At 64.0% G+C, this 411-nt stretch carries 1 protein-coding gene and 1 pseudogene; both read right to left on the reverse strand.

Features of this window, described 5'->3' with window-relative positions; translation table 11 throughout:
- Positions 1-200: pseudogene (locus EN935_RS40375) on the reverse strand (YkgJ family cysteine cluster protein); the annotation flags it as partial.
- A 21-nt stretch (positions 201-221) separates the two neighbouring features.
- Positions 222-411 (reverse strand): hypothetical protein (locus tag EN935_RS40380; protein ID WP_206534750.1); only part of this gene is annotated, 190 nt, incomplete at its 5' end.

The following is a 411-nucleotide window of genomic DNA, read 5'->3' on the forward strand; positions in this document are numbered from 1 at the left end:
ACATATTTCTCCGGGATACGGTCGAGCTGCGCGTCATCCTCGGTGGAAAAGCGCGGCCACTCGGCCGAATAAGAACAGCAGGCGCCGCAGCTCTGGCAGTCGAACAGAGCAGCGGTGCCGCGTTGCGACAAAAGGCTTGCAGCGGTCACCAGGGCAGACAGCCCCGGCGCGGCAGGATTGCGATCGGTGTCTTGCGGCAAGGCGCTATTTCTTCTTGCCTGTCATTTCTTCTTGCCCGCCTTGCGCGACGACGCTTCGGCCGGCGACTTGAACAGATCGGTCGCAGTCTCGGCGACCCCGTCGCCTTTCGGCGCGGCAACCGGCTTGGCCGGTTTTGCGGCGGCAGCCGGGGCTGCCGGCTGGTCCTTGGCGGAGAATTTTATGGCCATGTCAGTCCTCGTCGACGAAGCG

This window comes from Mesorhizobium sp. M7D.F.Ca.US.004.03.1.1, from assembly GCF_003998635.1.
Classification (GTDB): Bacteria; Pseudomonadota; Alphaproteobacteria; order Rhizobiales; family Rhizobiaceae; genus Mesorhizobium; species Mesorhizobium loti.